General features: G+C 67.2%; 26 protein-coding genes. 19 read left to right on the plus strand and 7 right to left on the minus strand.

Annotation, left to right across the window (positions count from 1 at the left end; genetic code table 11):
- The first annotated feature begins 42 nt into the window (after positions 1–42).
- From ACZK0Z_RS15680 to ACZK0Z_RS15695, 4 genes are read left to right on the plus strand one after another with little or no spacing between them, the layout of a single operon-like run.
- Positions 43–357, plus strand: a complete 315-nt coding sequence (locus tag ACZK0Z_RS15680) for a DUF3649 domain-containing protein (RefSeq protein WP_049431256.1) — start codon at positions 43–45, stop codon at positions 355–357.
- Positions 354–1,982, plus strand: coding sequence for a PepSY domain-containing protein (locus tag ACZK0Z_RS15685; RefSeq protein ID WP_197633766.1), 1,629 nt, complete (start codon positions 354–356; stop codon positions 1,980–1,982). Before ACZK0Z_RS15680 ends, ACZK0Z_RS15685 begins: the two co-directional genes overlap by 4 nt.
- On the plus strand, positions 1,979–2,308 hold the full coding sequence (locus tag ACZK0Z_RS15690) for a DUF3325 domain-containing protein (protein WP_049431251.1): 330 nt from the start codon (positions 1,979–1,981) through the stop codon (positions 2,306–2,308). The genes ACZK0Z_RS15685 and ACZK0Z_RS15690 overlap by 4 nt, the downstream gene beginning before the upstream one ends.
- A gap of 29 nt (positions 2,309–2,337) precedes the next feature.
- Positions 2,338–2,811 (plus strand): hypothetical protein, encoded by a 474-nt coding sequence (locus ACZK0Z_RS15695; protein ID WP_049431248.1) that lies wholly within the window; start codon positions 2,338–2,340, stop codon positions 2,809–2,811.
- A gap of 119 nt (positions 2,812–2,930) precedes the next feature.
- On the opposite strand, the gene rlmKL is transcribed toward ACZK0Z_RS15695, so the two are convergent.
- On the minus strand, positions 2,931–5,069 hold the full coding sequence (rlmKL, locus tag ACZK0Z_RS15700) for a bifunctional 23S rRNA (guanine(2069)-N(7))-methyltransferase RlmK/23S rRNA (guanine(2445)-N(2))-methyltransferase RlmL (protein ID WP_197620297.1): 2,139 nt from the start codon (positions 5,067–5,069) through the stop codon (positions 2,931–2,933).
- A 145-nt stretch (positions 5,070–5,214) separates the two neighbouring features.
- Complete coding sequence (locus tag ACZK0Z_RS15705) at positions 5,215–5,742, minus strand: alpha/beta hydrolase (protein WP_049431244.1); 528 nt, start codon at positions 5,740–5,742, stop codon at positions 5,215–5,217.
- A gap of 72 nt (positions 5,743–5,814) precedes the next feature.
- On the opposite strand from ACZK0Z_RS15705, the gene ACZK0Z_RS15710 reads away from it, so the two are divergent.
- Entirely contained in the window at positions 5,815–6,381 is a 567-nt protein-coding gene (locus ACZK0Z_RS15710) for an N-acetylmuramoyl-L-alanine amidase (protein ID WP_197633767.1), read from the plus strand.
- Positions 6,382–6,766: 385 nt separating this feature from the next.
- Here ACZK0Z_RS15710 and ACZK0Z_RS15715 read toward each other — a convergent pair whose 3' ends face one another.
- The 3 genes from ACZK0Z_RS15715 to ACZK0Z_RS15725 form a co-directional block, all read right to left on the minus strand.
- The gene (locus ACZK0Z_RS15715; protein WP_197633196.1) at positions 6,767–7,669 is read right to left on the minus strand and encodes a rhodanese-like domain-containing protein; all 903 of its coding nucleotides are present in this window, start codon (positions 7,667–7,669) and stop codon (positions 6,767–6,769) included.
- Positions 7,666–8,469: a CoA pyrophosphatase gene (locus ACZK0Z_RS15720; RefSeq protein WP_197633197.1), complete on the minus strand. Its 804-nt coding sequence runs from the start codon at positions 8,467–8,469 to the stop codon at positions 7,666–7,668. Before ACZK0Z_RS15720 ends, ACZK0Z_RS15715 begins: the two co-directional genes overlap by 4 nt.
- A 177-nt stretch (positions 8,470–8,646) precedes the next feature.
- Positions 8,647–9,348 (minus strand): FKBP-type peptidyl-prolyl cis-trans isomerase N-terminal domain-containing protein, encoded by a 702-nt coding sequence (locus tag ACZK0Z_RS15725; protein WP_005408797.1) that lies wholly within the window; start codon positions 9,346–9,348, stop codon positions 8,647–8,649.
- Between the two features lie 167 nt (positions 9,349–9,515).
- Here ACZK0Z_RS15725 and ACZK0Z_RS15730 point away from each other — a divergent pair, with 167 nt between their 5' ends.
- From ACZK0Z_RS15730 to nth, 3 genes are read left to right on the plus strand one after another with little or no spacing between them, the layout of a single operon-like run.
- Positions 9,516–10,298, plus strand: coding sequence for an enoyl-CoA hydratase/isomerase family protein (locus ACZK0Z_RS15730; RefSeq protein WP_049431232.1), 783 nt, complete (start codon positions 9,516–9,518; stop codon positions 10,296–10,298).
- Positions 10,299–10,302: 4 nt separating this feature from the next.
- The gene (locus ACZK0Z_RS15735) at positions 10,303–10,656 is read left to right on the plus strand and encodes a hypothetical protein (RefSeq protein WP_049431229.1); all 354 of its coding nucleotides are present in this window, start codon (positions 10,303–10,305) and stop codon (positions 10,654–10,656) included.
- Complete coding sequence (nth, locus tag ACZK0Z_RS15740; protein WP_049431226.1) at positions 10,656–11,348, plus strand: endonuclease III; 693 nt, start codon at positions 10,656–10,658, stop codon at positions 11,346–11,348. The genes ACZK0Z_RS15735 and nth overlap by 1 nt, the downstream gene beginning before the upstream one ends.
- A gap of 81 nt (positions 11,349–11,429) precedes the next feature.
- Here nth and ACZK0Z_RS15745 read toward each other — a convergent pair whose 3' ends face one another.
- The gene (locus ACZK0Z_RS15745; RefSeq protein ID WP_049431224.1) at positions 11,430–12,662 is read right to left on the minus strand and encodes a porin; all 1,233 of its coding nucleotides are present in this window, start codon (positions 12,660–12,662) and stop codon (positions 11,430–11,432) included.
- Between the two features lie 509 nt (positions 12,663–13,171).
- Between ACZK0Z_RS15745 and pstS (ACZK0Z_RS15750) the strand changes: the two genes are divergently transcribed.
- The 11 genes from pstS (ACZK0Z_RS15750) (at position 13,172) to rnt (ending at position 22,977) form a co-directional block, all read left to right on the plus strand.
- A complete protein-coding gene (pstS, locus tag ACZK0Z_RS15750; protein WP_049431219.1) occupies positions 13,172–14,188 on the plus strand; it encodes a phosphate ABC transporter substrate-binding protein PstS in 1,017 nt (338 codons plus the stop codon).
- Between the two features lie 571 nt (positions 14,189–14,759).
- Positions 14,760–15,848 carry a phosphate ABC transporter substrate-binding protein PstS gene (gene pstS / locus ACZK0Z_RS15755; RefSeq protein ID WP_049428038.1) on the plus strand — a complete coding sequence of 363 codons (1,089 nt, stop codon included), beginning with the start codon at positions 14,760–14,762 and terminating at the stop codon, positions 15,846–15,848.
- 82 nt (positions 15,849–15,930) lie between these two features.
- Positions 15,931–16,899, plus strand: coding sequence for a phosphate ABC transporter permease subunit PstC (gene pstC / locus ACZK0Z_RS15760; protein WP_005412771.1), 969 nt, complete (start codon positions 15,931–15,933; stop codon positions 16,897–16,899).
- Positions 16,899–17,762, plus strand: a complete 864-nt coding sequence (gene pstA / locus ACZK0Z_RS15765; protein WP_032127902.1) for a phosphate ABC transporter permease PstA — start codon at positions 16,899–16,901, stop codon at positions 17,760–17,762. The genes pstC and pstA overlap by 1 nt, the downstream gene beginning before the upstream one ends.
- A 19-nt stretch (positions 17,763–17,781) precedes the next feature.
- Positions 17,782–18,612, plus strand: coding sequence for a phosphate ABC transporter ATP-binding protein PstB (gene pstB / locus ACZK0Z_RS15770; protein ID WP_005408788.1), 831 nt, complete (start codon positions 17,782–17,784; stop codon positions 18,610–18,612).
- A 65-nt stretch (positions 18,613–18,677) separates the two neighbouring features.
- Positions 18,678–19,385, plus strand: a complete 708-nt coding sequence (gene phoU, locus ACZK0Z_RS15775; protein WP_049444209.1) for a phosphate signaling complex protein PhoU — start codon at positions 18,678–18,680, stop codon at positions 19,383–19,385.
- Between the two features lie 257 nt (positions 19,386–19,642).
- A complete protein-coding gene (locus ACZK0Z_RS15780) occupies positions 19,643–19,999 on the plus strand; it encodes an HvfA family oxazolone/thioamide-modified RiPP metallophore (protein WP_049428737.1) in 357 nt (118 codons plus the stop codon).
- Positions 19,986–20,861 carry an HvfB family MNIO-type RiPP peptide maturase gene (locus tag ACZK0Z_RS15785; protein ID WP_049428734.1) on the plus strand — a complete coding sequence of 292 codons (876 nt, stop codon included), beginning with the start codon at positions 19,986–19,988 and terminating at the stop codon, positions 20,859–20,861. Before ACZK0Z_RS15780 ends, ACZK0Z_RS15785 begins: the two co-directional genes overlap by 14 nt.
- A complete protein-coding gene (locus ACZK0Z_RS15790) occupies positions 20,854–21,609 on the plus strand; it encodes an HvfC family RiPP maturation protein (RefSeq protein ID WP_049428732.1) in 756 nt (251 codons plus the stop codon). The genes ACZK0Z_RS15785 and ACZK0Z_RS15790 overlap by 8 nt, the downstream gene beginning before the upstream one ends.
- 26 nt (positions 21,610–21,635) lie before the next feature.
- Positions 21,636–22,157, plus strand: a complete 522-nt coding sequence (locus ACZK0Z_RS15795) for an HvfX family Cu-binding RiPP maturation protein (RefSeq protein WP_049428729.1) — start codon at positions 21,636–21,638, stop codon at positions 22,155–22,157.
- Positions 22,158–22,392: 235 nt separating this feature from the next.
- Positions 22,393–22,977 carry a ribonuclease T gene (rnt, locus tag ACZK0Z_RS15800; protein WP_005408782.1) on the plus strand — a complete coding sequence of 195 codons (585 nt, stop codon included), beginning with the start codon at positions 22,393–22,395 and terminating at the stop codon, positions 22,975–22,977.
- 141 nt (positions 22,978–23,118) lie between these two features.
- On the opposite strand, the gene ACZK0Z_RS15805 is transcribed toward rnt, so the two are convergent.
- Positions 23,119–26,145 (minus strand): ligand-binding sensor domain-containing diguanylate cyclase, encoded by a 3,027-nt coding sequence (locus tag ACZK0Z_RS15805; protein ID WP_049428725.1) that lies wholly within the window; start codon positions 26,143–26,145, stop codon positions 23,119–23,121.
- Positions 26,146–26,317 lie beyond the last annotated feature (172 nt).

The following is a 26,317-nucleotide window of genomic DNA, read 5'->3' on the forward strand; positions in this document are numbered from 1 at the left end:
CCGCGGACGCGTTCCATCCCCTCCCCTACCTGCAGGAACGCCGTGGACCGCTCGCCCGCAACCGCCAGCCCCCGCACCTTCTTCTCCAACCCGCGCTGGGGCGTGCTGTCACGTTCGTTGGCCGCGATCTTCGGCGGCTATGCGCTGGCCTCGGTGACCAGCGTGTTCTGCGCGGTGGCGCTGCCCGGCGCGCGCGGCCAGACCGTGCTGACCGGCATGCTGCTGGCGATCCTGGTCGCCGCCTGTGCCGCACTGTGGGCATTCGCCACCCGCAGCGCACTGCGCGCCTGGGTGGGCATCCTCGCCCCGGCCCTGCTGATGGCAGGCATTGCGCGCCTGATGGGGGCCTGGGCATGAAGAACGGATTCCGCCAATCGATGGCCTGGCTGCACACCTGGACCGGGCTGCTGGTCGGCTGGTTGCTGCTGCTGATCTTCATGGCCGGCACAGCCAGCTATTACCGCGAGGAAATCAGCCGCTGGATGCGCCCGGAGCTGCCGGCCAACAAGGTCAGCATCGATGTGGCCGCGCAGCGCGCGGTGGACTACCTGCAGGCCAATGCCAGCCAGGCCGGGAACTGGTTCGTCACGCTGCCGCAGCCGCGCAACCCGGCCATGCAGATGTTCTGGCGGTTGCCACCGGAGCTGGCCGACCCCAGCCGTGGCCGCCGCGGTGGCTTTGGCGACGCCACGCTGGATCCGAACACCGGCCAGGCATTGAAGGCGCGCGAGACCCGCGGCGGCGACTTCTTCTACCGGCTGCACTTCGACCTGCACTACATCCCGGTGCTGTGGGCGCGCTATCTGGTCGGCTTCTGCGCGATGTTCATGCTGGTGGCGATCATCACCGGCGTCATCACCCACAAGAAAATCTTCAAGGACTTCTTCACCTTCCGCAAGGACAAGGGCCTGCGTTCCTGGCTCGATTTCCACAACGTCAGCGCAGTGATGGCGCTGCCGTACCACGCGATGATCACCTACACCGGCATCGTCACCCTGATGATCATGTACCTGCCTTGGGGCGTGAAGGTGGCTTATCCGCAGGACGAGGACAAATTCTTCTTCGAGGCCTTCGGCGGCATGCCGGAGGTGACCGCGCCCGCCGAAGGACGCGCCACCCCGCTGCCGATCGCACAGCTGCTGGACAGCGCACGCGCGCATTGGCACGGCGTGGAAGTGGCCGGCTTCACCGTATCCAACCCGGGCGCAGCCAATGCGGTGATCGACATCCGCCAGCGCGACGGCAAGCGACTGTCCACCGACACCCCGGCCGTGCGCTACAGCATGGTCAGCGGTGCGCTGCTGGAAGAAACACCGCCGTCCGGTGGCGCCACCGCCACCCGCGGCGTGCTGTACGGCCTGCACCTGGCACGCTTCGCCGACTGGGGCCTGCGCGCGTTGTTCTTCCTGTCCGGCCTGGTCGGCTGCCTGATGGTGGCCAGCGGCGTGGTGCTGTGGGCGGTGAAGGAACGGCCGAAGCATGCCAGGAGTGGACGCACCGGCTTCGGCCTGCGCCTGGTCGATGCGCTGAACATCGGCACCGTAGCCGGCCTGCCGATTGCCTTCGCGGCCTACTTCTGGGGCAACCGCCTGCTGCCGCTGGACATCGCCGAGCGCTCCAGCGCCGAGGCCAACGTGTTCTTCTACGCCTGGGGCGCGGCGTTGCTGGCGGCCTTCATCTGGCCCAAGCGGATGATGTGGGCGTGGCAGCTGTACCTCGGTGCAACGGCGTTCGCGCTGGTGCCGGTGGTCAACGCGCTGACTACACACGCGCACCTCGGCGTCACCCTGCGCAACGGTGACTGGGTGCTGGCCGGCGTTGATCTGTCGATGATTGCCTTCGGCGCGATGCTGGCGGTGTGCGGCTGGCGCATGCAGCGCTGGACGCCACCGCTGAGTGCGGCCGAGAAGAAGAAGCGCGCGGCTGCCGCAGCAGCGCCGAAGGCATCAGTCGAAGCGGCCGAAGCGGAGGCCAGCGCATGATGCTGCTGGCACTGACGCTGTCGTTCTCTGCGTTCACCGCCCTGTCGCTGGGGATGGAAAAGCACCAGCACGACCTGCATGGCAAGGCTGCGGCCGCACCGGCACGGCGGATGCAGTGGCGGGTACTGGGCTGGGTGCTGCTGACAGTGGCCTTCGCACTGTGCGTGGCCGACCACGGCTGGGCGGTGGGCCCGGTGCTGTGGCTGGGTGCGATGACCGTGGGTGGCGTGGCGCTGTCGTTCGGGTTGTACCCGTATCGGCCAACGTGGATCGCGCCGCTGGCGATCGCGCTGCCGGTGATCGGGCTGGTGGTGGGGTTGGTGTAACCGCAGGACGGGGACAACGGCATCCACGCATGGCGTGGATCTACAATGGCGGCATGGATAGCGTGCTGCAGCGGACGTCTGGAATCGGCTTCTTTTCCCGGTTGGGTGAAACACTGCCCGCAACGGCCGGCGTCGTCGCCGTTCGGTCGCTGGCCGAAGCACTGCGGACCATCGATACCGATGGTTTCGAGTGGATGCCCACAACACTGGGCGATTCGGATCCGTTTCACGGCGCCCTGCCCCATCCCGCCGAACTGGCCGACGCCCGGCGCGAACTCAACCGGAGCTTGATGCGCGCGCTTTCGGCACTGGATCTGCCGGCACTGCGCTGCGGTGCACATGACCTGCACCTGGTGGCGCGCGATGGAGCGATGTTCGCCTTCCGTCAACGCCTGCTGGAAACGCACCTCGGCCTGCCGGCGCACTGGGAACCCGTGCTTGCGCTGTACGAACGGGGGCATTGGCCGCTGGCCCACGCGCCGGGGCGCTTGCTGGTGCTGTAGAGCCGTCCACGCAGGCATGGATCTACCGGGCCCACGCTCGCCGGGCATGGCCCGGCGCTACCGTTCTGCGCGCACGTGGGTAGTGCCGGCCGCTGGCCGGCATTCCCTTTCGGCTGGAATCACCCCAACCGCTTCAGTTCCCACGCGCGGTGGATGCGCGCGTTGCGTTCGAAATCCGGGCCGAGGGTGCGCGCGGTGATCTCGCGGCACTGGGCGAACTCGGCGATGGCGTTCTCTTCCAGCTTGAAGCGGCGGAAGTTGTTGGAGAAGTACAGCACACCGCCGGGCGCCAATCGTGCCACCGCCGCACGCAGCAGCTTCAGCTGCTCACGCTGCACGTCGAAATCGTCGGCGCGCGCGGAGTTGGAGAAGGTCGGCGGATCGCAGAAGATCACATCGTACTGGCCACGGTCCGCTTCCAGCCATGCCATCGCATCGGCCTGCACCAGCAGGTGCTGGTTGCCGCCCTGCCCGTTCAAGGCCAGGTTGTCGTAGCACCACTGAAGGTAGGTCGCCGACAGATCGACGCTGGTGGTGCTGGCGGCACCGGCCACGGCGGCCTGCACGCTGGCCACGCCCGTATAGCAGAACAGGTTGAGGAAGCGCTTGCCACGCACCTGCTCGGCCATCATCCGGCGCAGCGGGCGGTGGTCGAGGAACAGCCCGGTATCCAGGTAGTCAAACAGGTTTACCTGCAGCAGCGCATTGTTCTCGCGCACCACGATGAACTCATCACGCTGCTCGAAACGGCCGTACTTGCTGCCACCCTTGCCGCGCTCTCGCGACTTCATCGAGACCTGCTCCGGCGGCACGCCGAACACTTCGCGCGCAGCGGCCAGCAGTTCGTTGCGGCGGCGGCGCACGTCGTTCTCCGGGATCGCCGCCGGTGCGGCGTACTCCTGCACATGCAGGAAGGTGCGGCGCTTGCCACCATCTTCCTCGTAGACGTCAATGGCAGCCGCGTATTCCGGCAGGTCGGCGTCATAGGCGCGGAAGCAGGTGATGTCTTCGCGGGCGCGCCAGCTCTTGAACTTCTTCAGGTTCTTGCGCAGGCGGTTGGCCACCATCTGCGCACCTTCGCTCAACTCGCGCGGCTGCGCCGGATCGCGGCCCGGCACGGCGATCGGGTCGCAGACGATCAGCGCGCATTCCAGTGCGCCGTTGAACATCTGGTACTTCTTGCCGGCGCGCAGGCCGGTGGCGAAGGCCAGTTCGTCGTTGCCGCACAGCAGGCTGGCGCGCCATTGCGGCACCGCCTTCTGCAAGGCGTTGCCGAGCGCGCGGTACAGCGCCGGATCAGCGGCCAGGCGCTCGTCATACGGCGGGTTGCAGACCACCGCACCGATCTCCTGCTCCGGCGCGGCCAGGTCGGCCACATCGGCGCGGATGAAGCGGATCGCGTGGGCGACGCCCGCCACCTCGGCATTCTCGCGCGCCGCCTGGATCGCGATCGGGTCGATGTCGCTGCCGTGGATGACCGGCTTCAACGCGGCCAGGCCAGCCGCTTCGCGGTCACGCGCCTCGCTCTGGATGCTCTTCCAGGCCGCCTTGTCGAAGCCCAGCCAGCGGCTCGGCGGCAGGCTGCCATGGCGCATCAGGCCGGGAGCAACGTCGGCGGCCATCAGCGCGCCTTCGATCAGCAGCGTGCCGCTGCCGCACATCGGGTCCAGCAGCCCGCCACCAGCGGCGTGCAGGCGCGGCCACTGCGCGCGCAGCAGGAGCGCGGCGGCCAGGTTTTCCTTCAGCGGCGCTTCGTGGGCGGCGCCACGCCAGCCACGGCGATGCAGCGGGCCACCGCCGAGGTCGATCGACAGCGAAGCACGGCCCTTGCGCAGCGACAGGTTGACGCGCACATCGGGCAGATCGGTGTTGACCGAGGGGCGTTCCAGGCCCTCGTCGCGCATGCGGTCGACGATGGCGTCCTTGATCCGCTGTGCGGCGAAGCGCGCATGGGTGATCTTGTCACCGGACACGTGCGCGTCCACCGCCAGGGTCATCTCCGGCTTGATGTGCTCGTGCCACGGCAGCGCACGCACGCCGTCGTACAGGGCCTGTTCGTCCGGACAGTCGAACTCGTCGATCGGCCACAGCACGCGGCTGGCCAGACGCGACCACATCACGATCCGCAGCGCCTGCTCCAGTTCGCCCTCGGCGTTGACGCCGGCAATGGTGGCAGTGGCCTTGCCAAGGCCCAGGGCCGACAGTTCATCGGCAAGCAGGTATTCCAGGCCCTTGGCGCAGGAGACGAAGAATTTCACGGGATCGGTTCGCAGGTGGTCGGGCGCGGCACAGGGGCCGGGCCGGTCGGAAAGGAGGGCCGCAAGCACGGCCGGCAGGCCCGCGCCGGGGGCGGCGGGGCTGCCATTGTAGTCAAAGCGGGCGGGCGCGCCGTGCGCCCGGGCTTCACAGTTGCCGCAGCAGGCGCTCGAAGGCCTGCGCGGAGGCCTCCACGTGGCGTTCCAGGCGGTGCCCATCATCGACCAGCAGCAGCTGCGCCGAGCGCGCCTGGGCCCAGGCGATGACCCCGGCGGCCGGGACCACGTCGTCATGCCAGGCCTGGACCACGGTGGTCGGCACGGCGGCGGCGTCCAGCGCCGGCATCGGGCCCATGGTGGTCGGCGGCACCATCAGGAACAGGCCGGCCACCGGCACCTGCAGCGAGGCGATGGCAGAGATGTAGGCACCCAGGCTGGAGCCGGCCAGCACCACCGGGCCCTGCTGGGCCGCGATGGCGGTGCGCTCGACCAGGCGGCGCAGCCGAGTCGGCACGTCACCTACGCGGCTGACCTCGCTCATCGCGTCCAGGTCGGTGTAGTCGGGGCGCTCGTGGGTCCAGCCCAGCCGCTGCGCCACGTCGGCCAACGCGGTGACCTTGGTCGCCTCCGGGCCGCTCTCGAAGCCATGCGACAGGATGCAGTGGCCGCGGCTCATGCGCGTGCTCCGTGCGAGCGGGCCAACGAGGAAAGGGAAGGCAGGTTCATGCCGCAATGCTAGCATCGCCGGATGCCCAACCCGCTCCTGCCCGGCCTGCAGCTGCAGCCCCTGCCCTACGAAGACCGTCTGCCCCTGCGCGACCCGGCCACGCTGGAAATGGTGGTGATCCACTGCACCGAGCTGCCCGACCTGGCGATGGCCCGCGAGTACGGCGAGCGCGTGCTGTACGACAGCGGTGCCGGCAACAGCGGCCATTTCTACATCGACCGCGATGGCCGCGTGGTGCAGTACGTGGCGCCGGAACGCGTGGCCCACCACGTACGCGGCATGAACGCGCATACGCTGGGCATCGAGCTGGTCAACACCGGGCGCTACCCGCACTGGTTCGACAGCCGTCACCAGGTGATGGACGAGGCGTACACCGAGGCGCAGCTGATGGCGCTGGAGGCGCTGCTGCTGGCGCTGGTGGCGCGCTACCCGTCGCTGCGGCGGATTGCCGGGCATGACCAGCTGGATCTGGAGCAGGTGCCGGCCAGTGATGATCCGGCGCTGACGGTGGCGCGCAAGCGTGACCCGGGGCCGTTGTTCCCGTGGGCGCGGGTGCTGGCGAGGGTGCCACTGCAGCCGGTTGGGTAAGCGGCAGGGCTGCGCCCTGCACCTGCCGAAGCCGAAGCCAGAGCAACAGCAGAAGCTGACTTCCTGAGGGGAGGCGGGGTGGGTCCGGTTGCGGGGGACGCTGCAAGTACGTCCATGTAAGCTCGGTCGCCGCATCCATGCGGCTCACGCCCCCGCAACCGGCCCCACCCCGCCTTCGACAGATCTCCGCCGCTGTTGGTAGGTGTCGACCTTGGTCGACATGGGGTCGAATCGATCGGAGGGTGCCTTTGTAGAGTCGAGCCGCGCTCCATGACCTGCGGGCGCCGATGATTTGAACGCATCGCCATGCGCGTGGAGCCGGCCGCTCGGCTCTGGAGAGGCTCCGCGCTCGACTGCTCTTTGCGTGGAAATCGAGACGATAGAGTCAGGCGCCGGTGGCGACCGGGCGGCTGCTGTCGCTCACCCAGCCGCTCCAGGAATCGGCATAGATGCGCGCACCGCTCAGTCCTGCGCTTTCCATCGCCAGCAGCAGGTGGCAGGCGGTCACGCCAGAGCCACACATCAGCACCACCTGTGCTGGATCGCGGTTGCCGATCACGCCCTGCAGTTCGGCGCGAAGTTCCTGTGCGTCGCGCAGGCGGCCCTCGAGCACGTTCAGGGCGAACGCCCGGTTGACTGCGCCCGGCACGTGGCCGGCAACCGGGTCGAGGGGCTCCACTTCGCCGCGGAAACGTTCACCCGCGCGTGCGTCGACCAGCCAGCCCGGTGCATGTTTCAGGCGCGCGGTGATTTCATCGGCGTTGGCGACCAGGGTGGTATCGAAACGGCCCGGGTAGGCCGGCAGCACCGCCACGTCACTCTGACCGCTTTCCAGCGCGTGACTGGCGGCCTGCCAGGCTGCGACACCGCCGTCGAGCACGGCCACCTTCTGGTGGCCAATCAGTCGCAGCAGCCACCACAGGCGCGAGGCGGCCATGCTGCCGTCGCTGCCGTCGTAGACCACCACCTGGGTATCGGGGCTGATGCCCCACTGCCCCAGCTTTACGGCAAAGGCATCGCTGTCCGGCAGTGGATGGCGACCGTGGCCGACGCGCGACAGATCGGACAGATCACGATTGAGATCGGCATACACCGCACCCGGGATATGACCGGCCAGATACTGGCTGCTTCCCGCCTGCGGGTCGGCCAGCGAGGCCCGCGCATCGACCACGCGCACTGCGGTGCTGGCGGTGGCGCGTGCGTCGACCACGCGGATGCCCTCGCCCAACGCGGCAGCCAAGGTGGCGACATCGACCAGGGTGGTCCACGGCGGATCGATCGGGTTCATTGCACTTGCTCCAGGCGGCGACGCAGGTTGTAGAGAATGGCCGCGGTGGCGCCCCAGATGCGCTGGCCGGGCCAGCCGTACTCAAGGACGTGGCGGATGCGGCCGCGATGGTTGATTTCGACCTGGCGCAGGTTGTCCGCCGCCATCAGGTAGTCCAGCGGCACCTCGAACACCTCGGCGACTTCGCTGGGCTGCGGCACCGGCACGAAGTCCGGATCGACCACCGCCACCACCGGGGTGACCCGGTAGCCGGTGATCGTCACGAAGGGATCCAGGTAGCCCAGCGCCTGCACCTGGCCGGGGGCCAGTGCGATTTCTTCCTGGCTCTCGCGCAATGCCGCCGCCAGTGCGTCGCGGTCGTCGGGCTCGGTGCGTCCGCCGGGGAACCCGACCTGGCCACCGTGCGTGCGCAGGGTTTCGGTGCGACGGGTGAGGATCACCTGCGCGCCATTGGCTCGCGGCACGATGCCGGCCAGCACCGCCGCTTCCACCGGAGGCCCGGGCGGCAGCAGGTCAATCAGTTCGCTGCGGTTCCAGCCATCACCAACCGGCGGTTCGGCCAGCGGGTGCAGCGCGCGCATCAGCCGTTCGTGGTCGGCCAGCGAGCCGCGCAGTGACTGCTGAAGCTGCGCGCGCAGCGGTTGCACGCGGTGCAGGATGCGGTTGCGTTCGTCATTGCTCATCGACGACCACCGCGCGATTTCGTCGATACGCCGCCCGCACCCGCTGCACTGCCGGTGCGGATCCAGCGTGCACACTCCGATGCAGGGACTTGCGACAACACGCGCCGTTTCTTCCATTGTTTGCACCCGGCAACAGTAGCGCGAATGGGCGGGATTTGCGCGGGTAACGATGCGGCGCGTGACGGCATCGCACTGCGCGCGTTCGCCGAGCATGGCTCGGCGCTACAGGTCGCGCGCTGCGCAAACAAAAACGCGCCGGTGGAATCACCGGCGCGTTTGGTTTACCGCTTCGATTTACTTGACGCTGACCAGCTTGATCTCGAACTGCACAGCCACGTTCGGCGGGAACGGGGTGCGCGGGTCGGCACCGTAGGCCTGGTCCGGCGGCAGGGTGACTTCCCACTTCGAGCCTGCCGGCATCTGCAGCAGGGTCTCGCGCATGGCCTTCATTTCGACTTCGCTGACCTTGATCGACGGGATCTGCTGGGCCGGGCGGGCTTCGGTCGGGCGCTGGCCGTACGGGAACGGACCGGCCACTTCCAGCTGCACGGTGCTGGCCTGGGTCGGCTTGGCACCCTTGCCGGCTTCGATCACGCGGTACTGGACGCCGCTCGGCAGCGACTGCACGCCGGCCTTGGCCTTGTTCGCCGCGATGAACTGGTCGCTCTTGGTCTTGTTTTCGGCAGCAGCCTTTTCGTACTCGGCCTTGGCAGCCTGGGCACGGCCCTGCTCGCGCTTCTGGAACGCTTCAACGGCCGGCTTCAGCTGCTCGGCGGTGATCGCCGGCTGCTTCTTGGCGTAGGCATCCTGCAGGCCCTTCACCACCGAGTTGATGTCCAGCTGCTCACCGCGACCGGTCAGCTCCGCCAGGTTGTTGCCGTAGTCGTAACCGAAGTAGTAGCTCAGCTTGCCCTTTTCGGACGAAACGTCCTGGGCGAAGGCATTGCCCGTCAGGGCCAGGGCCGCGACGGCGACCGCGATAGAACGCAACTTCATCAAACAGTTCTCCAGGGGTGGTAACTCAGGGACGTTCTGCGCCGCCCTGAGGCGACGGGTTAGGATAACGGGCGCAACGTGTAACCGCTACTCACGATGCAGGCTATGACCCGTCTGCGTTCGCGGAGTTCAATATCACTTTTTTTTAACGTTCCAGGAGTTTACCCGTGGCCGATGCCCTGATCGCTGTCACCGACGACGGCGCCATCCGCACCGTGACCGTCCAGCGCCCGGACAAGCTCAACGCCCTCAATGCCGCGACCCTGCAGGCCCTGGCCGAGGCCTTCAGTGCTGCCGCCGCAGACCCGGAAGTGCGCGTGGTGGTGCTGACCGGTGCTGGCCCGAAGGCGTTCGTGGCCGGCGCCGACATTACCGAGATGAACACACTCAGCGCGGTTCAGGGACGTGATTTCTCGCTGCTGGGCCAGGCCCTGATGCGCCAGATCGAGCGCATGCCCAAGCCGGTCATCGCCCGCGTGAACGGTTTTGCGCTGGGCGGCGGCCTGGAGCTGGCGATGGCCTGCCACCTGCGCATCGCCGCCGATACCGCCAAAGTCGGCCAACCGGAAATCAATCTGGGCCTGATTCCCGGCTTCGGCGGCAGCCAGCGCCTGCTGCGCCTGTGCGGCCGTGCCGCCACCCTGGAGCTCTGCCTGCTGGGTGCACCGATCAACGCCGCACGTGCGCTGGAACTGGGGATCGTCAACGAGGTGGTGCCGGCCGACGCGCTGGACAATCGCGTGAATGACGTCGCCCGGCAGCTGGCGCGCTCGGCGCCGCTGGCCCTGCGCGGCCTGCTGGACGCGGTGCACGTGGGTGGCGAATGCAGCCTGGAAGCCGGGCTGGAATACGAAAGCGCGCAGTTTGGCCTGCTGTTCGCCACCGAGGACATGCGCGAGGGAACCAGCGCCTTCCTGCAGCGCCGCCCGCCGGCCTTCCAGAACCGCTGACGCCATGGCATCCCGACCCAACCCCGCGCGGCTGTTCGCCCGGGTCCAGGCAGACGATCTCGATGGCGCCCTTCAGGCCGGGCTGATGGACTATGTCGCCCGCGCCGACGACGCACAGTTGCTGCCCGGCCACCCGGAACTCCCGCAGCGGTTGCAGCAGGCCCAGCAGCAGCTTCAGGCGGCCTGGGCGGCACGCGAACGCTATCGCGCCCGCGCGGTACGGCTGGCCCGCCGCGAAGCCGAACGCGACGCACGGCGCACCCCGGCCCCGGCGCCGGACGTGAAGCCCGCCCTGCCCGCCGCAGCGGCCGCCATCCTCGCCCGGGCCAAGGCCCGCGCCAGCGGCAAGGAGCAGTAATGGCCACCACGAAGAAGACTGCACGCGCTCCGGCGCGGCGTGGCGGCACGATGCCGCGCGCCGACGTGGTGGAGATGTTCACCCGCCTGCGCGAACTCAACCCGCACCCGAAGACCGAACTGGAGTACAGCTCGCCGTTCGAGCTGCTGGTGGCGGTGGCGTTGTCGGCGCAGGCCACCGATGTCGGCGTCAACAAGGCCACGCGCCGCCTGTTCCCGGTGGCCAATACGCCGGCAAAGATCCTCGCGCTTGGCGAGGATGGGCTGAAGCAATACATCGCCACCATCGGCCTGTTCAACGCCAAGGCCAAGAACGTGATCGCCACCTGCGCGATCCTGCTGGAAAAGCATGGCGGTGAAGTGCCGCGCGATCGCGATGCACTGGAAGCGCTGCCGGGCGTCGGCCGCAAGACCGCCAATGTGGTGCTCAACACCGCGTTCGGCGAGCCGGCGATGGCGGTCGACACGCATATCTTCCGCGTCTCCAACCGTACCGGACTGGCCCCGGGAAAGAACGTGCGCGAAGTGGAAGACAAGCTGGTGAAGGTGATCCCCGCCGAGTTCCTGCTCGACGCGCATCATTGGCTGATCCTGCACGGGCGTTATGTGTGCAAGGCGCGCAAGCCGGATTGCCCGGGCTGCGTGATCGCCGATCTGTGCCGGTTCAAGGAAAAGACCACGGCCGAGGCGTGACGCAGTCTCTGTTGTGACCAGAAGAAGACGGCGGGCACAAGGCCCGCCGTCTGTGTTTCAGGACAAGCGTGCTTCAGGAGATCAGAACGACAGGTCGCCCCAGACGCCGAATTCCTTGGTCTTGTCGTTCTTCTTGTCGCCAGCGTTGGCCAGGTGGGTGTACTTGTACACGGTCGACAGCTTGAGGTTCTTCATGACCGGGAACTCGACGCCGACGTTCCAGTACTTGTCGCTCAGGGTCGGATCCAGGGTCTTGCTGACGTCGGTGTCATCGTAACGACCGAACACGTTGATGCCGCCGTCGGTCACGCGCACGCTGCCCCACACCGACCAGCCGCTGGACTTGTCGGTGGCAACGGTCATCACGTTGTTGAGGTTCTTGGCCTGGAAGTACTCACCACCGACGCGGAAATTGCTGTCGGCGTAGGCCACCATCGCGTTGGCGCGGGTGTAGGTGTTCTCGGAACTCTGGATGTCGGTTTCCTTGCCCAGCTTGCCGCTGTAGCCACCGACGGCAACCACGAAGTTCTCGTTCGGGGTGTAGGCCACGCGGCCTTCCACGTCCATGCCCTTGCTGCGGGTCGGGTTCTTGTAGCCGGCGCCGGACACCACCGAGACGGCGTAGTTGAAGTTGTTGCCCAGGTTGCCGAAGCCATGCAGGCCCCAGTCGGACGAGTTGCCGTACTTCAGGCGGTCGGTCAGGGTGTTCTCGACATAGCGCATGCCGTAGAACTTCTCGACGTAAGGGATCCACGGCATGTCGGCGGCACCGACGCGCAGGTTGAAGGCCGGGTCGAAGCTGCCCTGCACGTAGGCCTTCTTGACGAACAGTTCGGTGTTGCCAATGGCCGAGCTGTACTGGAAGTCGGTGGTCAGGTTGGCCGACCAGATGTCGTTGAACTTGTGGTCGACGGTCAGGTAGAAGCGCTTGACGTCCAGACCGGTGCCGCTGGCGGCGGTGTCTTTGCCGTTGCTGGTCTTGTCGATGTTGGTCAGGTCGAAGAACATGCGACCGCCGATCTTGTTGTCATTGACCAGCTTGGCCAGCTTGTCGACGCTGGTCTGGGTCTTCTGTGCACCTTCCAGCGCCTGCGCCTGGGTGATGTTCACTTCGGACTGCGCGTCGGACTGCGCCTGCAGCGCCTGCGAATCGTTCTGCAACTGCTGGACCTGGGCCTGCAGCGCGGCGATCTGTGCCTGCAGCTGCTGCAGCTGTGCCTGGGATACGCCCGAGCTGGCGGGGGCTGCGAAGGCGTCGGCGGAAACCAGACCGAGGCTTGCAACGACCGCGGCGGCGAGCAAATGGGAACGCATTTTGGATCTCTCCAGAGGGTTGGAATGGCTTGGGCAGAACGCCACGCCGGCAGGCCGGTCAAGCGTTTTGCGAACGTTCCGTTAAAACCATGACAGTCGAATGACAAACTGCGCACCAAACACAGGTTTCTTCGTGTGGTCATGCGGACGACGCATTTGCGCCGGCACCTGTGCCTAGGCCTTGCGACACATGGCGTGATGTATCCGCTTCAAGGCGCAACGCGGCCCCCACGCATCCCTGTGCAGTACATGACATCGCTGCCGGATGCCCATTACCCGGAATGCACGTGCGTCAGCGCGGAGGCGCCGTCAACGACATATGGAGGTTGGCGACTCACCGCCCCGCCGCACTCCGACCGCGCGCGAAACCTTCACGGACACCGCTGCAGCGGCAGCGGCGAGCGCTGTAACGGTTGCGTCATACAACGGTCCCTGCGCTGTCATCGAACCGTTATGGAATGTGCGCCGGGCGGGTAACCCCGCATCCCAATCAACCCAGGAGCCACCCCGTGATCCACGCCTTCAAGTCGCGCGTTGCCGTTGCCGTCTTCGCAGCGTCGTCCGTGTTCGCCGCCAACGCCGCTGAAATCACCGGCGCGGGCGCCTCGTTCATCTACCCGGTGATGTCGAAGTGGTCGGCCGACTACAACGCCGCCACCAGCAACAAGGTCAACTACCAGTCGATCGGTTCCGGCGGCGGCATTGCGCAGATCAAGGCCAAGACCGTTGATTTCGGCTCCTCCGACGCCCCGCTGAAGCCGGAAGAGCTGGCTGCTTCGGGCCTGGCGCAGTTCCCGTCGGTGATCGGCGGCGTGGTGCCGGTGGTCAACGTGGCCGGCATCGCCCCGGGCGCACTGAAGCTGGACGGCACCGTGCTGGCCAACATCTTCCTGGGCAAGATCAAGACCTGGAACGACCCGGCCATCGCCGCGCTGAACCCGGGCGTGGCTCTGCCGAGCGCCAAGATCACCGTCGTGCACCGTTCGGATGGTTCGGGCACCACCTTCAACTTCGTCAACTACCTGTCCAAGGTCAGCCCGGAGTGGAAGAGCTCGGTCGGTGAAGGCACCTCGGTCCAGTGGCCGGCCGGCATCGGCGGCAAGGGCAACGAAGGCGTTGCCGCATACGTGAAGCAGATCAAGGGTGGCATCGGCTACGTCGAACTGTCCTACGCGCTGCAGAACAAGCTGTCTTACACCGCGATGAAGAATGCCGCCGGCAAGTTCGTGCAGCCGAGCGATGCGTCGTTCGCCGCAGCCGCCGCCAGCGCCGACTGGGCCAGCGCCAAGGACTTCTACCTGGTGATGACCAACGCCCCGGGCGCCGAGTCGTGGCCGATCACCGCCACCAACTTCATCCTGGTGCACAAGAAGCCGAAGAATGCTGCCAACGGCAAGGCCACCCAGGAGTTCTTCCGCTGGGTCTACAAGAGCGGCGACGCCCAGGCCCGCCAGCTGGACTACGTGCCGCTGCCGGACAGCCTGGTCCGCCAGATCGAGACCTACTGGTCGCAGAACCTGAAGTAAGCGCTCCCCCGCAGGAAGGGGGTCGGCGGGTCCTCTCTCCCCCGCCGATCCCACCCGGGCGCGAGATCCTCGAGATCTCGCGCTCTTCTTGTTTTGGTGGTTGGTCGTGAAATGCGCTGCGCCTCCGATCTACCGAGAGTAGGCGACGCAGGGCCCAGCCCGGGACACGCCGTAAACCCGTCCATGGGGGCTCGATCGCGCCATCCATGGCGCGAACGGTCCCGGGCTGGGCCCTGCGTCGCCTCTGGTCAGTTCATCGGGGGCGCGGTGGGGTCATGGAAGGCAGGAGCAAAGGCAGGAGCGCGTGTAGAGCCGAGCCTATGCTCGGCTGATTCTGGCCCGGCCTCGGGCGGAGCCGAGCGTGTGTTCGGCTTTACCTTCCCCGGCCGTCATATCGGTGCGCAGATCGGGGGTTTCCGGGCACCTGCCGGATTGGTAGCAACCCCGTGAAACCCTTGTCAGAACGTGATCCAGGACACCTCTGTCATGGTCGTAATACGGCTGTAACAAAAACATCATTTCATAGCCGCATCCGCCGACGACGTCGGCTCTTCCCCGCTATGGAGTGACCATGAAACTGCACTCGGCCGGCCTTGCCGCCCTTTCCCTGGCCATCGCCCTGGGCCTGTCGGCCTGCGGTGGCGACAAGCAGGCCGCGCAGCAGCCGGCTGCCGACGGTGCCGCCGCTCCGGCCGCCGCCGGTGCCAAGGTAACCGCCGAAGTGTCCGGCGCGGGCGCGTCCTTCATCTTCCCGCTGGTCTCCAAGTGGTCGGCTGACTACAACGCCACCACCGGCGCCAAGATCAACTACCAGTCGATCGGTTCCGGCGGCGGCATCGCCCAGATCAAGGCCGGCACCGTCGACTTCGGTTCCTCCGACAAGCCGTTGAGCAGCGAAGAGCTGGCCCAGGCCGGCCTGGCCCAGTTCCCGTCCGCCATCGGCGGCGTGGTACCGGTGGTCAACATCGAAGGCCTGGAAGGCGGCAAGCTGCGCCTGAGCGGCGCCCTGCTGGCCGACATCTTCCTGGGCAAGGTCAAGACCTGGAACGACCCGGCCATCGTCGCCGCCAACCCGGGCGTGAAGCTGCCGGACGGCAAGATCACCCTGGTCCACCGTTCGGACGGTTCGGGCACCACCTTCAACTTCTCCAACTACCTGTCCAAGGTCAGCCCGGAGTGGAAGAGCAAGGTCGGCGAAGGCACCTCGGTGCAGTGGCCGGACGGCGTTGGTGGCAAGGGCAATGAAGGCGTCGCTTCGTACGTGAAGCAGATCAAGGGTTCGATCGGTTACGTCGAACTGGCCTACGCGCTGCAGAACGGCATGCCGTACACCGCCATGCAGAACGCGGCCGGCAACTGGGTCGAGCCGAGCGCGGAGACCTTCGCCGCTGCGGCCGCCAGCGCCGACTGGGCCAGCGCCAAGGACTTCAACCTGGTCATCACCAACGCCCCGGGCGAGCAGGCGTGGCCGATCACCGCCACCAACTTCATGCTGATGCAGAAGCAGCCGAAGGATGCCAAGCGCAACCAGGACACCCTGGCCTTCTTCAAGTGGGCCTTCGAAAACGGCCAGGCCCAGGCCAACGAGCTGCACTACGTGCCGCTGCCGGCCGAACTGGTCAAGCAGATCGAGGCCTACTGGGCGACCGACCTGAAGTGATGGACACGACGGTGCCCGCCCCACGCGGGCACCGCTTCTTCCACGCCGTGCCGCCCCGCCCCTTCCTGGCCCTGCCGTCCCCATGAATGCCATCGCCCAGCCTGTAGCCGCCCCGTCCACGCGTGATGCGCGTGATGCCCGCAACGACAAACTGTTCCGATGGGTGCTGGTCGGCACCGTCATCTTCGTCCTGATCGCCCTGGCCTGCGCCGCGCTTTCGATGCTGTGGGGCGGCCGCCATGCCCTGCAGATGCAGGGCCTGAGCTTCTTCTTCTCCGCCGACTGGAATCCGGTCGAAAACAAGTTCGGTGCGCTCGCCCCGATCTACGGCACCCTGGTCACCGCCGTCATCGCGATGGTCATCGCCGTGCCGGTCAGCTTCGGTATCGCTTTCTTCCTCACCGAAGTCGCGCCGCGCTGGCTGCGTGGCCCGGTCGGTACCGCCATCGAACTGCTGGCCGGCATTCCCTCGATCATCTACGGCATGTGGGGCCTGTTCGTGCTGGTGCCGGTGATGACCGAGTACGTCACCCCGTTCCTCAACGAGACCTTGGGCGAATGGCCGATCATCGGCCCGATGTTCCAGGGCCCGCCGCTGGGCATCGGCATGCTCACCGCCGGTTTCGTGCTGGCCATCATGGTCATTCCGTTCATCTCCTCGGTGATGCGCGAAGTGTTCCTGACCGTTCCGACCCGCCTGAAGGAATCGGCCTATGCGCTGGGTTCCACCAAGTGGGAAGTGAGCTGGGACATCGTGCTGCCCTACACCCGCTCGGCGGTGATCGGCGGCATCTTCCTCGGCCTCGGCCGCGCCCTGGGCGAGACGATGGCGGTCGCCTTCGTGATCGGCAACAGCGTGCGCCTGTCGCCGTCGCTGCTGGAACCGGGCACCACCATCGCCGCGCTGATCGCCAACGATTTCGGCGAAGCCACTGAAACCTACCGCTCGGCCCTGCTGCTGCTCGGCTTTGTCCTGTTCATCGTCACCTTCGTGGTGCTGGCCATCGCCCGCCTGATGCTGATGCGCCTGTCCCGCAAGGAGGGCAACTGATGTCCACCACCGCTGATTCGTTGTACCTGCGCCGCCGCATCGGCAATGTCGTTGCGATCACCGCCTCCTGCGCCACAGCGCTGTTCGGCCTGTTCTTCCTGGGCTGGATCCTGTTCACCCTGGCCTCGAAGGGCCTGGCCGGCATCAACTGGGATCTTTTCACCAAGATGACGCCGCCGCCGATGCAGGAAGGCGGCCTCGCCAACGCCTTCTTCGGCAGCGCGGTGATGTGTGCGCTGGCGATCGGCATCGGCACCCCGCTGGGCGTGCTGGCCGGCACCTGGCTGGCCGAGTACGGCAACGCCCGCAAGGCCGGCACCGTGGTCCGCTTCGTCAACGACATCCTGCTGTCGGCACCGTCGATCGTGCTCGGCCTGTTCGTCTACACCCTGTACGTGATGCAGACCGGCGGCAACTTCTCGGCGTTCGCCGGTGCCCTGTCGCTGGCCTTCATCGTGCTGCCGGTGGTGGTGCGCACCACCGACGAAATGCTGCGCCTGGTGCCCTCGCAGATGCGCGAAGCGGCGTTGTCGCTCGGCATTCCGCAGTGGAAGGTGATCGTGCAGGTTCTGTACCGCAGTGCATCAGCCGGCATCATCACCGGCATTCTGCTGGCGCTGGCGCGCATCTCCGGCGAAACCGCCCCGCTGCTGTTCACCGCCTTCGGCAACCAATACTGGAACAACAACATCTTCCAGCCGATGGCCTCGGTGCCGGTGGTGATGAACCAGTTCGCCGGCAGCCCTTATGAATCCTGGCAGGTTCTGGCCTGGGCCGGTGCCCTGGTGCTGACTGTCTTCGTGTTGCTGGTCAGCCTTGCCGCCCGCGGCATCCTGCTGCGCAACCGTATCTCCCATGACTGACCTTTCCGTGGATAACGCCATGAACGACCTTTCCAACGCCGTGCCGATGCAGCGCATCGCCGTGCCGTCCTCGCACGAGAGCCTGCACACGCCGTCGCCGGTGAAGCTGGCTGCGCGTGGACTGGACTTCTACTACGACAAGTTCCACGCCCTGAAGGGCATCAACCTGGAGATTCCGGAAAAGCGCGTGACCGCGCTGATCGGTCCCTCCGGTTGCGGCAAGTCCACGCTGCTGCGCATCTTCAACCGCATCTACGCGCTGTACCCGAAGCTGGAAGCGCGCGGTGAAGTGCTGCTGGACGGCGAGAACATCCTGTCGCCGAAGTACCCGATGAACCGCCTGCGCAGCAAGGTCGGCATGGTGTTCCAGAAGCCGGTGCCGTTCCCGATGACCATCTTCGAGAACGTGGCCTACGGCATCCGCCACCACGAGAAGCTGAGCAAGGCCGACATGGCCGACCGCGTCGAGCAGGCGCTGCGCCAGGGCGCGCTGTGGGACGAAGTGAAGGACAAGCTGGGGCAGAGCGCGCTGGGCCTGTCCGGTGGCCAGCAGCAGCGCCTGTGCATCGCCCGTGCCGTGGCCCTGCGCCCGTCGGTGCTGCTGCTGGACGAGCCGACCTCGGCGCTGGACCCGATCTCGACCAGCCGCATCGAGCAGCTGGTGGAAGAGCTCAAGCACGAGTACACCATCGTCATCGTCACCCACAACATGCAGCAGGCCGCGCGCGTGTCCGACTACACCGCCTTCATGTACCTGGGTGACCTGATCGAGCACGACCGCACCGAAGTGATCTTCTCGCAGCCGTCGCAGCGGCAGACCGAGGACTACATCACCGGTCGCTTCGGCTGATCGACGCTGTTCCTTCGACATATGTCCCAGCCAGGCATGGCCTGGCTCTACCCGGATTGCAGACCATGAATCTTCCCAACGACCACATCGTCAAGAGCTACGACGAAGAGCAGCAGCGCCTGGTGGCCGAAATCGTGCGCATGGGCGAAATGGCCGTCGCCCAGCTCGAAGCGGCGATGGACGTGATCGAAAAGCGCGACGAGAACGCTGCCCATCGCATCATTGCCAATGATGAAGCGATCGACGCGCTGGAACAGCAGATCAGCCACGACGTGATGCGTCTGGCGCTGCGTGGGCCGATGGCGCGTGACCTGCGCGAGATCCTCGCAGGCCTGCGCATCCCGGCGGACATCGAGCGCATCGGCGACTACGCGGCCAACGTGGCCAAGCGCTCGATCGCGCTGGGCAAGGTGCCGCCGCTGCCGCAGATCCAGGGCCTGCGTGCGCTCGGCCGCCTGGCCGCGCAGCAGGTGCGCCGTGCCATCGCCGCCTACCGCGACAACGACGCCGACGCTGCACTGGAACTGCGCGAAGACGACGCGCGCCTGGACGCGCAGTACACCGCGCTGTTCCGCGAGCTGCTGACCTACATGATGGAAGACCCGCGCAATATCACCCCGTGCACCCACCTGCTGTTCATGGCCAAGAACCTGGAGCGCGTGGGCGACCACGCCACCAACATCGCAGAGAACGTGTGGTTCCTGGTGCACGGCGAGCAGCCGCTGCCGCCGCGTGAAAAGCGCGACGAGACCTCCAGCACCGGCCAGATCTGACGCTGCACTGCAACAACGGAGCTGGGTCCAAGGTGGCCGCTGTCCTGGTGACAGCGGCCTTCTTTTTTGGGGTATTCCCCCGCATTGTGGGCGCCGGGCTGGCCCGGTGCGGACCTTCCGGATGCTTCTGTAACAAACCTCACGAAAATTTGAGTTCTTGGCGAGGATTCGTTGAGTAGGATCGCTGCACCATCGTTTCCACCGGCATCCCTGCCGGCCACCCGGGCACCCGCCCACACCACCCAGGAGCACGACCGATGAGCAGTTCCAACAAGACCCTGTCCCTGCTGACTGCTACCGCCCTGGCCGCCGGCCTGGGCATGACCGCCAGTGCCTCGGCCCTGAGCATGAGCGACCTCGCCCAGGGCTACCTGGTGGCCGGACAGGCAGCCAAGGCCAGTACCGACGCCAAGGCCGCCGACACCAAGATGGCCGCTGACGCGACCAAGCATGCCGAAGGCAAGTGTGGTGCCGACGGCAAGACCGCCGAAGGCAAGTGCGGTGCCGACAAGGGCAAGGCTGCCGGTGCGGCAGCAGGCGCCAAGGCCAAGACCGGCGACAAGAAGGCGGCCGAAGGCAAGTGTGGCGAAGGCAAGTGCGGTGGCAAGCACTGACGTCCGCGCCAGCGTCGTCAACCCGCGGTTGCCGCTTCGTGCGGCGGCCGCAGGGTTGGGGCTGCGCCGGGCGCTGCTGCAGGAGCTGCGCGATGCACCGGCCGGCGATTTCGATTTCCTCGAATGCGCGCCGGAGAACTGGATCCATGTCGGCGGCCCCGCCGGTGACGCGCTGGCCGAGCTGGCGCAGCGCCATCCGCTGAGCTGCCACGGCCTGTCGTTGTCGCTGGGCGGCAGTGCGCCACTGGATACGCAGCTGTTGGAGCAGGTCGGTCAGTTCCTGGAAAAACACCGCGTGCCGCTGTACAGCGAACACCTGAGCTACTGCAGCGACGACGGCCACCTGTACGACCTGCTGCCGATTCCGTTCACCGATGAAGCAGTGCACCATACCGCCGCGCGCATCGCCCAGGTGCAGGACCTGCTGGCCCGCCGCATCGCGGTGGAGAACGTCTCCTACTACCTGGCGCCGGAGCCGGCGATGGACGAGCTGGCCTTCACCAATGCCGTGCTTGCCGAAGCCGACTGCGACCTGCTGCTGGACGTCAACAACGTCTACGTCAACGCCTGCAACCATGGTTACGACGCCGACGCGTTCATCGCTGGCCTGCCCGCAGACCGCATCGTCTGCCTGCACGTGGCCGGGCACCTGGATGAAGCGCCGGACCTGAAGATCGATACCCACGGCAGTGCGGTGATCGACCCGGTCTGGGCGCTGCTGGCGCGCACCTATGCGCGCATCGGCGCTCGCCCCACCCTGCTCGAGCGAGATTTCAATTTCCCGCCCTACGCCGAGCTGCGCGGCGAACTGCAGACCATCCGCCGCCTGCAGGCCGTGCACGCGGAGGCTGCATATGGCTGATACCCCCGACACGCTGCGAGCGCAGCAGTACGCGTTCACCGCACACCTGCGCGATCCACAGGCGGTGGCTGCACCGGCCGGGCTGGAACCGCGCCGCGTCGCGGTGTACCAGCGGCTGCTGTTCAACAACCTGCTCGGCCTGTTGAGCAACGGCTTCCCGGTCTGCGTGCGCCTGCTCGGCGAACCGGCCTGGAGCACGCTGGTCCGCCACTACTTCGCCACGCATCGCTGCCAGACGCCATTGTTCACCGAACTGGCTGTTGAATTCGTGCAATGGCTGCATGCGCAGCCGCAGCTGCCACACCCGGCGCTGGCCGAGCTGGCCCACTACGAGTGGGTGGAAACCGCGCTGTACCAGCTGGACGCCGGGCCGCTGCCGGTCGCGGCGGACATCGACCCGCTGCGGGTGCCGCTGCAACGCTCACCACTGGCCTGGCCGTTGCTGTACCAGTGGCCGGTGCACCGCCTCGGCGCCGAGGATGCACCCACCGAGCCACCAGCCGAGCCGACGGGCCTTCTTGTGCGCCGCGATGCCGACGGCGAGGTGCGGTTCGCCACGCTCAGCCCGCTGGCGGTGTACCTGCTGTCCAGCATCGGCGAACACCCTGGCCTCGATGGCCGCAGCTACCTGCAGCAGCTGGCCGCGGCGCATGGGTTGGCCGAGGACGCCTTGGCCGGACCCGGTGCCGCGTTGCTGCAGCAGTTCCTGCAGGCCGGCGTGATCGGCCCACTGCCGGCCCCCGGCTGACACCCCCTTCCCCCGGAGATCCACCGATGAAGCTTCCGACCCTGGCCACCGCGCGTGGCCAGCTGGACCGTCTCGCCCCCTGGTTGGCCCCGCTCGGCCTGCGCCTGCTGCTGGCCTGGGAATACTTCGAATCCGGCCGTGAGAAGCTGCACGGCCAGAACTGGTTTGCCGACCTGCAGGATGCCTTCCCGTTCCCGTTCGACCAGTTGCCGGCAACGCTGAACTGGCAGCTGGCGACCTGGTTCGAGCTGGTCGGCGCTGCTTGCCTGCTGTTCGGCTTCGGCACCCGATTTGCCGCCGCCAGCCTGCTGGTGCTGACAGTGGTGGCCACCTATGCGGTGCATTGGCCGATGGAGTGGAACTCGCTGGCCGACCTGGCCATGGGGTATGCGATCAGCGACCAGGGCTACGGCAGCTTCAAGCTGCCGGTGCTGTTCATGGCGATGCTGCTGCCACTGCTGTTCACCGGCCCCGGCAAGCTGAGCGTGGATGCGTGGTTGGCGCGTTGGTCTCCCTCGGCCAGGCCTGCGCGGCCGACAGTCCGGTAGATGCCGACCTTGGTCGGCGCGCACCGTGCCAACCAAGGTTGGCACCCAACGGAATCCTGAGCGCGCGGTGGCCCGGTAGGTGTCGACCTTGGTCGACACACGCCCGCGCAGGGAACGCATGCACCGAAGGCTGGCCGGGCGCTCAGGGTCGCTCTGCTAGAATTCACGGATGAATGACCCCACCCCCGCACCTGCCGCCGCCTCCGATTCCGCAGTCCCCCAGGCGCAGCGCGCGATGTCACAACGCTTCCGCGGCTTCCTGCCGGTAGTGGTGGACGTGGAAACCGGCGGCTTCGACAGCCAGCGCAACGCCTTGCTGGAAATCGCCGCGGTGCCGATCGAGATGGACGAGAACGGCCTGCTCTACCCCGGCCAGACCGCCAGTGCTCACGTGGTGCCAGCCGAGGGCCTGGAAATCGACCCGAAGTCGCTGGAAGTGACCGGCATCATCCTCGACCACCCGTTCCGGCTGGCCAAGGAAGAGAAGGCCGCACTGGACCACATCTTCACCCCGGTACGCGCGGCGATGAAGAAGTACGGCTGCCAGCGCGCGATCCTGGTCGGCCACAACGCGCATTTCGACCTGGGCTTCGTCAACGCCGCGGTGGCCCGGACCGGCCACAAGCGGAATCCGTTCCATCCGTTCAGCGTGTTCGACACCGTCACCCTGGCCGGCATCGCCTACGGGCAGACCGTGCTGGCGCGTGCCGCCACGGCTGCCGGGCTGGGCTGGGATGCCAACGAAGCGCACAGCGCGGTGTATGACACCGAACAGACCGCGCGATTGTTCTGCACCATCGCCAACGCCTGGCCGCGGTAAGACAGCCAACGGCGGCGCCCCTCGTGGTGGGGTGAGGCATCCCGGTTGAGGCCGGGCAGGGTGGGCGCCACGGAAAGATCAGAAAAAACGAAGTCAGAAGCAGCGGGTCGCGCGGCAGATCCACGCCATGCGCGGATGAATTCAGCCGATGCTCGTGCGATCGCGGCCGTCGCTCTTGGCGCGGTACAGCGCGCGGTCTGCGCGCTGGTACAGCAGCGCCGGGGTGCGGTCATCGGCATCCAGTTCCACCAGGCCTGCACTGAAGGTCACGCGCAGGCCCGCTACACCGGCCCAGTCGGGGTGGTCATGGAACAGGCCACGCAGGCGCGCGCACAGCTGCGCGGCTTCTTCCAGGCGGGTGTCGTTGAGCAGCAGCGCGAACTCCTCGCCACCGGTACGCGCGGGCAGGTCCGAGTCGCGGCAGGCCGCGGCGATCAGCCTTGCCACCTGCACCAGCACAGCATCGCCAATGCTGTGGCTGTGCCGGTCGTTGACGTCCTTGAAGTGGTCGATGTCCAGCACCACCAGGCACAGCGGGTGGCCGCTGCGCTGTGAACGGGCGAAATCGCGCGCCAGCGTTTCGTCGAAGGCACGGCGATTGGCCAGCCCGGTCAGCGCATCCTCGCGCGCCTGACGCTCGAAAGCCTCGGCCTGCCGTGCAAGGCGCTCGGCCAGCTCGGTCTTTTCCTGGTTCAGTGCCTGCAGGTGCACGGTCTTGGCCTGCAGGTCGAAGGTTGCCTCGTCCACGCGCCGTGCCAGGCGCAGGTTGCTGGCCTTCAGCTGCTGCAGCAGCAGGCGGTACAGCACAACCAGCCCGGCCAGCAGCAGCAGCCCGCCCAGCACCTGCACGCTGCGGCGCTGCCACCAGAACGGCTCCACCGTGAAGCTCCACACGGCTTCCTGCTGGCCCCAGGCCCCGCCCGGATGCGCCGCCGACACGTGCAGGGTGTAGTCACCTGGAGGCAGGCCGACGAACTCGACGCTGCGCTGTGGGCCGCGCTCGACCCAGCCGGTGTCCAGGCCATCGAGCCGCGTGCGATAGCGGATCCGGTCCGACATCAGGTAACTCAGGCCCACATAGCTCACCGCCAGACGTCGGCCACCGGGAATGTAGTTGCGATCCGGGCCCTCCCAATGCACGGGGGCGCCATCCACCTGCACGCTCTCGATCGCTGCCGGCGGTGAAGGACGCTCACGGAAACGCTGCAGGCGCTGCGGGTCGACGGTGCTCAGTCCACCGGCGGTGACCACCCAGAACGTGCCGTCCTGGCGCAGGATCGCCGAGGGTCCGGAGCTGCCGTTGGCCTGTGCGTTGGCCATGCCGTCGATCTCGTTGTAGCGCTCCACCACTACCCGCGGTGCGCGGCCATCGGCCACGGCGTTGAGGGTGGCCATGTCGGTACGCAGCACGCCACGGTTGCTGCTGATCCACACATTGCCCAGGCGGTCCGGCACCAGCTGGAACACTGCATCCACCGGCATGCCCTGCTCCAGGCCGACGCGTGCCAGTTTTCCGTCGCGCCAGCGGTACAGGCCGCGGTCGCTGCTGACCCACATCGCATCGCCCAGCTGATGGAAGCCGAACACACTGCGGCCCCCGCCCATCGGTGCCAGGTCGATCGACTGCACGTGGTCGCCACGCAGCACGCGGATGCCCTCGATGGTGCCGATCCACAGATTGCCTTGGTGATCATGCTCGAGTGCGGTGATCAGGCCACTGGGCATGCCCACAACGTTTGATACCTGCACGCGGTCGCCGTCGATGCGGACTACGCCCTTCTGCGTGCCTGCCCAGACCACGCCCTGCGGGTCCACGCTGATCGCGCGGATGTTGCCGCCCGGCATGCCATCGGCGGCGGCATAGTTGTGCCGCAGCCGGCCATCGCGGCCAAGACGGTAGACACCATCGCCAAACGTTCCGACCCACAGGTCACCGTCCGGGCCCTGCGCCAGGCTGAGCACCGAAGGTGCCTTGCCGCCGCGGTTGTGCAGCGGCATTGCGCGGAAGCGGCCATCGGCGGTCTGCAGATCCAGGCCACTGGCGCTGCCGACCCACAACTGGCGGTCGCGGTCCTCCAGCACCGTGCGCACATAGTCGCCACTGAGACCATCGCGCTCGGTGTAGCTGCTGAACAGGGTTTCTCGCAGGCGGTACAGGCCACCGTTGGCCCCCACCCAGATGCTGCCTTCGGCATCCTCGCGCAGGCTGACAACGCGCCCGCCCGGCAGGTTCAGGCCGGCCGGCAACCGCTCCAGCCCATGCGCCGAGATCCGCAGCAGGCCCTGGTTCTCGGTTCCCAGCCACAGGTCGCCGTGCCGGTCCTGCAGCATCGAGGTCATGTGCAGCTGTCCCGGCAGCCGGTGCACCAGCACCAGCTGATCGTCCTCCACGCGGTACAGGCGCTCGCCGGCGACGATCCACAGCGCGCCATCCGGCGCCCGGTACGGCCATGACAGGCCCGTGCCGGCACCCAGGCCCCACGCCGCGGGTGCGCGCTTGAGCACGCCGTCGTTGTCGCGCAGCACCAGCCCGTCCAGCGTGCCAACCCAGACCCGGTCCTGCGCATCGACCACCAGCTTGGTGAAGCTCATCGCCATCGGCAGGTCGGCCGCCGGTGCCTGGTAGACGATGCCCTTGTCCGGCGTCAGATAGCCGATGCCCTTGCCTTCGTACAGCAACCACAGGCGCCCCTGGCTGTCCATCTGCATGGACTGGATCAGCACCTGCGGGGTGTCGGCCTGATGCTCCCAGACCCGCCACTGGCCGTCGTTGCCGCGATGGCTGACATTACCGCGCGAATCACTGATCCACAGCCCACCCTGCCGATCCACCAGCAGTGCGCCGATGCCGTTGTCGCGCAGCCCCGGGCGGGTGCTGCGGTCGAACACGGTGAAATCCAGGCCGTTGTAGCGCACCAGGCCTTCCCAGGTGGCAAACCACAGATGCCCCTCGGGGGTCTGCGCGATATCGCGCAGCGAGTTGTGCGGCAGGCCATTGCGCGAGGTCCACACATCGATGGCGTAGTCGCGCAGGGTCGGTGCTCCCTCCTGCGCGGCCAGCGGCAGCGCCAGGACAAGCAACAGCCACAGCAGGCCGCGCTGCAGCGCCTGCCTGGCTTTCGAAACGCGGCGCTCCACCCAGCACCCGTTGTCCCCTGGCCTGCCCATCAGCTCGGCGGCAGTGGCCGGTGGCGGCTGCAGGGCATGGCAGCAAGCGGGAACGACCGGGCAACGCGGAACAGCGTGCCGGCAGGAACAGGCTGACTCATCGGGGAGAAACTGGGGAGATGCGCAGATGATAGGCCAAACCCTGGCCCCGGCGTCATCACCGTGCGGCCGG

The sequence above is a fragment of the Stenotrophomonas sp. 116085_Sma genome (assembly GCF_056479585.1).

What these genes read in the sequence shown, in the direction of transcription:
- ACZK0Z_RS15745 (WP_049431224.1), bottom strand. Translation starts at nt 12,662, where the DNA reads ATGCGTTCCCATTTGCTCGCCGCCGCGGTCGTTGCAAGCCTCGGTCTG.
- ACZK0Z_RS15710 (WP_197633767.1), top strand. Translation starts at nt 5,815, where the DNA reads ATGCCCAACCCGCTCCTGCCCGGCCTGCAGCTGCAGCCCCTGCCCTAC.
- ACZK0Z_RS15695 (WP_049431248.1), top strand. Translation starts at nt 2,338, where the DNA reads ATGGCGTGGATCTACAATGGCGGCATGGATAGCGTGCTGCAGCGGACG.
- ACZK0Z_RS15795 (WP_049428729.1), top strand. Translation starts at nt 21,636, where the DNA reads ATGAAGCTTCCGACCCTGGCCACCGCGCGTGGCCAGCTGGACCGTCTC.
- ACZK0Z_RS15685 (WP_197633766.1), top strand. Translation starts at nt 354, where the DNA reads ATGAAGAACGGATTCCGCCAATCGATGGCCTGGCTGCACACCTGGACC.
- ACZK0Z_RS15720 (WP_197633197.1), bottom strand. Translation starts at nt 8,469, where the DNA reads ATGGAAGAAACGGCGCGTGTTGTCGCAAGTCCCTGCATCGGAGTGTGC.
- ACZK0Z_RS15735 (WP_049431229.1), top strand. Translation starts at nt 10,303, where the DNA reads ATGGCATCCCGACCCAACCCCGCGCGGCTGTTCGCCCGGGTCCAGGCA.
- pstA (WP_032127902.1), top strand. Translation starts at nt 16,899, where the DNA reads ATGTCCACCACCGCTGATTCGTTGTACCTGCGCCGCCGCATCGGCAAT.
- ACZK0Z_RS15790 (WP_049428732.1), top strand. Translation starts at nt 20,854, where the DNA reads ATGGCTGATACCCCCGACACGCTGCGAGCGCAGCAGTACGCGTTCACC.
- ACZK0Z_RS15715 (WP_197633196.1), bottom strand. Translation starts at nt 7,669, where the DNA reads ATGAACCCGATCGATCCGCCGTGGACCACCCTGGTCGATGTCGCCACC.
- pstS (WP_049428038.1), top strand. Translation starts at nt 14,760, where the DNA reads ATGAAACTGCACTCGGCCGGCCTTGCCGCCCTTTCCCTGGCCATCGCC.
- pstB (WP_005408788.1), top strand. Translation starts at nt 17,782, where the DNA reads ATGAACGACCTTTCCAACGCCGTGCCGATGCAGCGCATCGCCGTGCCG.
- nth (WP_049431226.1), top strand. Translation starts at nt 10,656, where the DNA reads ATGGCCACCACGAAGAAGACTGCACGCGCTCCGGCGCGGCGTGGCGGC.
- ACZK0Z_RS15690 (WP_049431251.1), top strand. Translation starts at nt 1,979, where the DNA reads ATGATGCTGCTGGCACTGACGCTGTCGTTCTCTGCGTTCACCGCCCTG.
- ACZK0Z_RS15805 (WP_049428725.1), bottom strand. Translation starts at nt 26,145, where the DNA reads ATGGGCAGGCCAGGGGACAACGGGTGCTGGGTGGAGCGCCGCGTTTCG.
- ACZK0Z_RS15705 (WP_049431244.1), bottom strand. Translation starts at nt 5,742, where the DNA reads ATGAGCCGCGGCCACTGCATCCTGTCGCATGGCTTCGAGAGCGGCCCG.
- phoU (WP_049444209.1), top strand. Translation starts at nt 18,678, where the DNA reads ATGAATCTTCCCAACGACCACATCGTCAAGAGCTACGACGAAGAGCAG.
- pstC (WP_005412771.1), top strand. Translation starts at nt 15,931, where the DNA reads ATGAATGCCATCGCCCAGCCTGTAGCCGCCCCGTCCACGCGTGATGCG.
- ACZK0Z_RS15780 (WP_049428737.1), top strand. Translation starts at nt 19,643, where the DNA reads ATGAGCAGTTCCAACAAGACCCTGTCCCTGCTGACTGCTACCGCCCTG.
- ACZK0Z_RS15725 (WP_005408797.1), bottom strand. Translation starts at nt 9,348, where the DNA reads ATGAAGTTGCGTTCTATCGCGGTCGCCGTCGCGGCCCTGGCCCTGACG.
- rnt (WP_005408782.1), top strand. Translation starts at nt 22,393, where the DNA reads ATGTCACAACGCTTCCGCGGCTTCCTGCCGGTAGTGGTGGACGTGGAA.